4 protein-coding genes and 1 pseudogene are annotated in these 6,825 nt (G+C 72.1%); 4 read left to right on the forward strand and 1 reads right to left on the reverse strand.

The genetic code is table 11. From position 1 onward, the window contains the following. The first annotated feature begins 118 nt into the window (after positions 1–118). Complete coding sequence (atpA, locus tag D7X74_RS37655) at positions 119–1,666, forward strand: F0F1 ATP synthase subunit alpha (protein ID WP_120537807.1); 1,548 nt, start codon at positions 119–121, stop codon at positions 1,664–1,666. Positions 1,667–1,785: 119 nt separating this feature from the next. Here the strand turns inward: atpA and D7X74_RS37660 are convergent, their stop codons facing one another. Continuing rightward, entirely contained in the window at positions 1,786–2,634 is an 849-nt protein-coding gene (locus D7X74_RS37660; protein ID WP_120537808.1) for an HAD family hydrolase, read from the reverse strand. A 200-nt stretch (positions 2,635–2,834) separates the two neighbouring features. Here D7X74_RS37660 and D7X74_RS37665 point away from each other — a divergent pair, with 200 nt between their 5' ends. From D7X74_RS37665 to D7X74_RS37680, 3 genes and pseudogenes are all read left to right on the forward strand, one after another. Beyond that, positions 2,835–5,432 carry a PAS domain-containing protein gene (locus D7X74_RS37665; protein WP_120537809.1) on the forward strand — a complete coding sequence of 866 codons (2,598 nt, stop codon included), beginning with the start codon at positions 2,835–2,837 and terminating at the stop codon, positions 5,430–5,432. A gap of 69 nt (positions 5,433–5,501) precedes the next feature. Then, entirely contained in the window at positions 5,502–6,368 is an 867-nt protein-coding gene (locus tag D7X74_RS44640) for an OmpA family protein (protein ID WP_233602428.1), read from the forward strand. A 100-nt stretch (positions 6,369–6,468) separates the two neighbouring features. Then, positions 6,469–6,825, forward strand: a pseudogene (locus tag D7X74_RS37680) (hypothetical protein); the annotation flags it as partial.

Consider the following 6,825-nt stretch of genomic DNA (forward strand, 5'->3'; position numbering starts at 1 on the left):
GGTGGCGTGCGCGTTGCGATGGGGGCTGGGAGCGTGATAGGGGGCCACCCGGTACATCAAGATTCGTGGCGGCCCTCCCCGTTTCCGGCCGCCCCCTCCGCAAGGACGCAAGACGCTCATGGAAATCCGCGCCGACGAGATCAGCAGAATCATCCGGGAGCAGATCAAGGACTACGGCAAGAAGGTCACCGTCGCCGAGACCGGCACCGTGCTGTCCGTGGGCGACGGTATCGCCCGCGTGTACGGCCTGGAGGGTGCGCTGGCGGGCGAGCTGGTGGAGTTCGCCAACGGCGTGCAGGGCCTGGTCCTCAACCTGGAAGAGGACAACGTCGGTATCGCCATCATGGGTGAGTTCAAGGACATCCGCGAAGGCGACGTGGTGAAGCGCACCGGGCAGATCGCCTCCGTGCCGGTGGGCAAGGGCCTGCTGGGCCGCGTGGTGAACGCCCTGGGCGCTCCGGTGGACGGCAAGGGCCCCATCGAGGCCACGGAGCACCGCCGCCTGGAGGTGAAGGCGCCCGGCATCGTGAAGCGCAAGTCCGTGCACGAGCCCCTGCAGACGGGCATCAAGGCGCTGGACGCGCTCGTCCCGGTGGGCCGGGGTCAGCGCGAGCTCATCATCGGTGACCGCCAGACGGGCAAGACGGCCGTCGCCATCGACGCCATCATCAACCAGAAGGGCCTGGGCGTTTACTGCATCTACGTCGCCATCGGGCAGAAGCAGTCCACCGTCGCGCAGGTGGTGGAGAAGCTCAACCGCTACGGCGCCATGGAGTACACCACGGTCGTCGCGGCGAACGCGTCCGACCCGGCGCCCATGCAGTACTTCGCCCCGTACGCGGGCGTCGCCATCGGCGAGTACTTCCGCGACAACAAGATGCACGGCCTCATCGTGTACGACGACCTGTCCAAGCAGGCCGTGGCGTACCGCCAGCTCTCCCTGCTCCTGCGCCGCCCGCCGGGCCGCGAGGCGTACCCGGGCGACGTGTTCTACATCCACAGCCGCCTGCTGGAGCGCGCCGCGAAGCTGTCCGACGAGGAGGGCGCGGGCTCCCTCACGGCGCTGCCCATCATCGAGACGCAGGCCGGTGACGTGTCCGCCTACATCCCGACGAACGTCATCTCCATCACCGACGGGCAGATCTTCCTGGAGACGGACCTGTTCTTCGCCGGCGTCCGCCCGGCCATCAACGTGGGCCTCTCCGTGTCGCGCGTCGGTTCCGCGGCGCAGATCAAGGCGATGAAGCAGGTGGCAGGCTCCATGAAGCTGGAGCTCGCGCAGTACCGCGAGCTGGCCGCCTTCTCCCAGTTCGGCTCCGACCTGGACAAGGCGACGCAGGAGACGCTGGCGCGCGGCGCCCGCATGGTGGAGCTGCTCAAGCAGGGCCAGTACGAGCCCCTGTCCGTCGAGCGTCAGGTCATCCAGATCTACGCGGCGACGAACAAGGACGACGCGGGCAAGCGCGGGTGGATCCGCCAGGTGCCGGTGACGGACGTGGTCCGCTGGATGAAGGAGATGCTGGAGTTCGTGGACGGCAAGTACCCGAACATCGTCCAGGACCTCGTCTCCAAGCGCGAGCTGACCGGCGACATCAAGGCGGCCATCAACAAGGCGCTCGCCGAGTTCAACGACATGTTCCAGCCGACCGCTGGCGCCAAGGTCTAGCCTTCACGCTTTTCGCGCCCCACGCGCGGTGCAGTGCGGACAGCCCCGCCCTCCCTCACGGGGAGGCGGGGCTTTTCGTTGGCCCGCGGAGGCTCCGGAGCCCCCCTCTCGCGGGGACGTCAGCGCAGCCGGGGCAGGATGGCGCGCAGGCTCTTGTCCACGCCGCCGCGCGCGCCCAGGCGCTCCACCGCCGCGCGCTCGTAGGGCAGCACGTTGGCGCGCTCCACCAGCTGCACGTGCGCGCCCAGCGCGGCGGGCATCGCCAGGTCCAGCTCGTAGATGTCGCCCGCGACCAGCGTGGACTCCGGGCCGGTGTGGGTGGCGTCCCAGATGCGCTTGAGCGCGGCGAAGTAGCGCCCGCGCCGCAGGTACACCGGCCGGCCCAGCACGCCGTCCAGCTTCAGCGCTTCGGGCAGCGCGTCGAAGCGCGCGTCCTTCGGCTCCGCGTCCTCCAGTGTGAACTTGCGCGCGTCGCCGAACACCGTCAGCCGCTCGCGGCCCCTGGGCGCCAGCCGGGTGAGCTTCGCCTCCACCAGCTCCGTGTGCGCGTTGGTCACCACGTTGATGGGCAGGCCCGTGGCCAGCAGCGCCTCCAGCACCTCCTTCGCCTCCTCCTTGAAGGCCGTGGCCGAGTGCCGGTACGCGTCGCGGTACAGCGTCTGCACCGTGTCCGTGCGCGTGGGCTCGTCCTGCCCCTTGCCGAAGCGCTGGAGCAGCCGGTGCGCGGTGCACGTGGCCGTCAGGTAGGGGTCCGCCGTGGCCGGCGCCACGATGCGGCCCGCGACCTCCCAGCCGTACTGGTCCACGCCCTCATGCAGCGCGGCCACCTCTTCATCCCAGGCGGCGGTCGCGTCCTGCCCCAGCACCCGGTACAGCGCCTGCTGGAAGTGCGTCAGGAAGGGCGCGCCCTCCGCCAGCACATCCGTGAAGGTTCCATCGAAATCCAGCACCACGCACGCAATCGCCATCCACCTGTCCTTGAAGCACGGCCGTGAGGAAAGCCCCGAATGACGCCCCGTCGGCCGCCGCGAATCAAGCCCCCTGCCCTGCCTGGGGGCGCAGACGCGTGCCAACTCCCGGAAAGCCGGCTCGTACCCGGGTCGGGTGGTCCAGGGCCGCTCGGACTCCCACCCTAGAACCTCCCGCGGGGGAAGGGGGCTCCGCGCCCATGTCCGAGCCGACCGGCACCTTTCTGGGAGAGTCCACACCCGTGCGGCATGAATGGCTGCGCACGGTGCTGCAACTGCTGCCCGTGGGGGTGATCATCGTGGACACGGGCGGACGCCTGCTCGCGGCCAACGCCGCGGCGAGCGCGCTGTGGGGCACCCGCGCCCTGGAGGAGATGGGCCTGGAGCGCTACGGCCTCTTCGAGGCGTACTGGCCCGCCAACGGCCGGCGGCTGCGCGGAGAGGAGTGGGCCACGGCGCGCACGCTGCGCACGCGAAAGACCATCTCCAACGAGGAGGTGGACATCGTCGGCAGCGGCGGCGCCCGGCGCACCATCCTCAACTCCTCCGCGCCCCTCTACACGGAGGACGGCGACATGCTGGGCGCGGTGAACGTCAACGTGGACATCACCGAGCGCAAGGCCACCGAGCGCGCGGAGTTCTTCGTCAGCGAGGCGAGCCGCCTGCTCGCCGAATCGCTGGACTGGGAGACGACGCTCAAGGCCGTGGCGCGGCTGGCCACGCTGGAGTGGGCCGACTACTGCATGGTGGACGTGCTGGACACCGACGCAGAGCTGCACCGGCTGGTCGTCACCGCGAAGGATCCGCGCAAGCAGGCCCTGCTCGACCAGCTCATGCCCTTCCCGCCGGAGTCCGGCTCGGACACGCCGCTGGCCCGCGTGTTCGCGCAGGGCCGGCCCGTGCTGGTGTCCGACATCACCGGCGAGTTCCTGGACCTGCTGGCGCGCTCGCCGGAGCACCGGCGCGTGATGGAAGCACTGGAGCCGCGCTCCACCATGCTGCTGCCCCTGGCGGTGGGCGAGCGCCGCTTCGGCCTCATCAACCTGGTCTCCGCGTCCCCCGCGCGCCGCTACACCCGGCGGGACCTGGCGTACGCCACGGAGTTCGCGCGCCGGGCCGCGCTGGCGGTGGAGAGCGCCCGGCTGTACCGCGAGGCGCGAAGTGCCCTGCGCGAGCGCGACGCGACCGCCGCGCTGCTGGAGGCCTTCTTCGCCGCCTCGCCGGTGGGCATGGGCTTCGTGAACCGGGGCCTGCGCTACATGCGGGTCAACAGCGTCGTCGCGGAGAACAACGGCATCCCCATGGAGCGGCACCTGGGCCGCACGCCCCGCGAGCTGATGGGCGAAGCGGGCGCGCCCATCGAGGACCTGCTCGGCCGCGTGCTGGCGACGGAGGAGGCCGTGATGGACGACCCGGTGGAGTACGTGGCGGGCCCGGAGCCGCGCACCTTCCTGGCCACGTACTTCCCCGTGCGCGCCGGCGCGGAGCTGCTGGGCGTGGGCGGCATCGTGCGCGAGGTCACCGAGCAGCGCCGCATGGAGAAGCACCTGCGCTTCCTCACGGACGCGACCACCCGGCTGGCCACGTCGCTGGACTGGCGCACCACGGTGCGCAACGTGGCGGAGCTGGTGGTGGCGCAGCTGGCGGACTACTGCCTGGTGGACATGCTGGCCGAGGACGGCGAGCACCTGGAGCGCGTGGAGCGCCAGGCCCGGAATGAAGACCTCCAGGTCCAGTTGGAGAGGTCGATGGCGTTCGCGCCCCCGCCCGGAGCGGACACGACGCTGCGCCGGGTGCTGGAGACGGGCCGCTCGGCGCTGGTGGCGGAGGTGGACGAACACGCGCTGCGGAACTTCGCGCTCAACGACGAGCACCGGGACATCCTGGAGAAGTTGAAGCCGCGCTCGGTGATGGTCGTCCCGCTGATGGCGCGCGGGCGCACGCTGGGGCTCATCAGCGCCGCGTCGTGTTCGCCCACGCGGCGCTTCAACACGCGCGACCTGGCGTCGCTGGAGGACCTGGCGTGGCGCGCCGCGCTCGCGGTGGACAACGCGCGGCTGTACCGGCAGGCGGAGCAGGCCGTCGCCGCGCGCGACGAGTTCGTGGCGGTGGCGACGCACGAGTTGCGCACGCCCCTGTCCGCGCTGCACCTGCAGCTTGCGTCCCTGCAGCGCACGCTGGACAAGCAGCCGTCGGCGGAGGCGGAGCGGCTGGGCCAGGGACTCGCGGGGGCCCTGCGGCAGGCGGACCGGCTGACGCGGCTGGTGGCGCACCTGTTCGACGTGGCGCGGCTGGGCACCGGGCAGATGTCGCTGGAGCTGGGCGCGGTGGAGCTGTCCTCGCTGGTGCACGCGTTGGTGGCGCGGATGGAGGAGGCGCTGGCCACCGCGGGCTGCGTGGCGGTGGTGCACGCGGACGCACCCGTGGTGGCCATGGCGGACCGGCCCCGCGTGGAGCAGGTGCTGATGAACCTGCTCACCAACGCGATGAAATACGCCCCGGGCCTCCCGGTGGAGCTGTACGTGGAGCGCGACGCGGACCAGGCCCTCATCGCCGTCAGGGATTGGGGCCCCGGCATCCCCCCGGAGTCGCGCGAGCGCATCTTCGAGCGCTTCGCCCGGGCCACCGGCAAGCACGCGCGCGCCAGCATGGGCCTGGGCCTCTACATCTCCCGCCAGCTCGCCCGCGCGCACGGAGGCGACCTGTACGTGGAGCCGCCTCCGGAGGGCGGGCCCGGCTCGCGCTTCGTGCTGTACCTGCCCCGGTGGAAGAAACCGTCCGGAGCGTCCCAGGACTGAGGCGGCCAGGGGGTGTCGCACGGTGCCCACCTTGCCGCCCACCCCGGGGGCGCAATTACCCTTGGGGGCATGGACGACGTCCGGACCGAAGCAGCGCGTGGACGCTGGCGGTGGCTGCCCTGGGGGCTGCTCGCCGTCGGGGTGGCGGTGGCCTCCGGGGGCGCGTGGATGGGCTCGCGCTCGCTCCAGGCGCTGGAGGCCCGGAGCGCGCAACTGGAGCGCGAGGCCACTGAATCCGAAGCGCACGTCGCGCAATTGCAGACGCTGCGGCAGGCCATGGAGCGCCGGCTGCGCGCGCTGGAGCGCCAGCAGCAGACCGCGGAGTGGGGCGGCGCCGCGGCCCTGCTCCAGGCCCGCAGCGCGGAGGAGCAGCACACGCGGCGCGAGGCGGCGCTCGCGACGCTGGGCTCGGCGCTGAAGGACGCGCTCACCGCCGGGGACGTGACCCTGGACCTGGAGGACGACGCCCTGCGCATGGAGGTGTCCGAGCGGCTGCTCTTCGCGCCCGCCAGCACGCAGCTCACCCCCGAAGGCGCCCGCCTGTTGAAGCAGTCCGTGGGCGTGTTCCAGGGCGCGCTCGCCGACCACCGCGTGGCGGTGGAGGCCCACACGGACGAGGTGCTCCCCACCGCGCCCGGCGCTCCCGCGACCACCGCGTGGGAGCTGTCCGCCGCGCGAGCCGTCAGCGTGGTGCGCCACCTGGGCGAGCGCGAGAAGCTGGCCCCGGCGCGCCTGAGCGCCACCGGCCACGCCGCGTACCGCCCGAGGGTCCCCGCGGACAGCCCCCCCAACCGCGCCCTCAACCGTCGCGTCACGCTGCGGCTGTCCCCCACGCCAGTGACGCCGGAGAGCGTGGCCGTGGCGCGCACCGAACCGCCCCAGCGGCCCGTGAAGCGCGTCGCGAAGGCCAAGGCCAAGAAGATGGCCCGCCGCTGAAGCACCCCCGCGAATCGCGCGCGCGGTTTGAATAGACGCGCGCGTCGCGACGTCGGGGGGAACAGAGGGCCCGTGCCCTTTCCCTACCCTGGAGCTTCCCGTGTCTGCCTCGCGCCCCACGCTGTGCGCCGGACTGGTCGTCGGCCTCCTGCTGGCCGCTCCCGCCGCCGAGGCCCGCTTCGGCAAGAAGTCCGCGGACACCTCCAGCAAGGACGACGACAAGGACTCCCGGGTCCACGAGGCGAGCCCCATCAAGCCGAGGCCCACGCACGAGGCCTCCTCGTACACGCCGCCCGAGGACGACGATGACGACGACTGCTGCGTCACGCCGTCGGAGCCGTCCTACTCCTCGGGCCCCTCCTACTCGGAGCGCCTCTACGGCCACGCGGCCATCTCCGCCAGCGAGTCGGAGGAGCTGGCGGCCGTCGCGGTCCGGAGCCTCCCCCCGCGTCCGCCC

Source organism: Corallococcus sp. CA047B, assembly GCF_003612065.1.
GTDB lineage: Bacteria > Myxococcota > Myxococcia > Myxococcales > Myxococcaceae > Corallococcus > Corallococcus praedator.

Bases quoted from the DNA above. Each gene is read 5' to 3' on its own strand.
- D7X74_RS37660 (WP_120537808.1), bottom strand. From the start codon at position 2,634: ATGGCGATTGCGTGCGTGGTGCTGGATTTCGATGGAACCTTCACGGAT.
- D7X74_RS44640 (WP_233602428.1), top strand. From the start codon at position 5,502: ATGGACGACGTCCGGACCGAAGCAGCGCGTGGACGCTGGCGGTGGCTG.
- D7X74_RS37665 (WP_120537809.1), top strand. From the start codon at position 2,835: ATGTCCGAGCCGACCGGCACCTTTCTGGGAGAGTCCACACCCGTGCGG.
- atpA (WP_120537807.1), top strand. From the start codon at position 119: ATGGAAATCCGCGCCGACGAGATCAGCAGAATCATCCGGGAGCAGATC.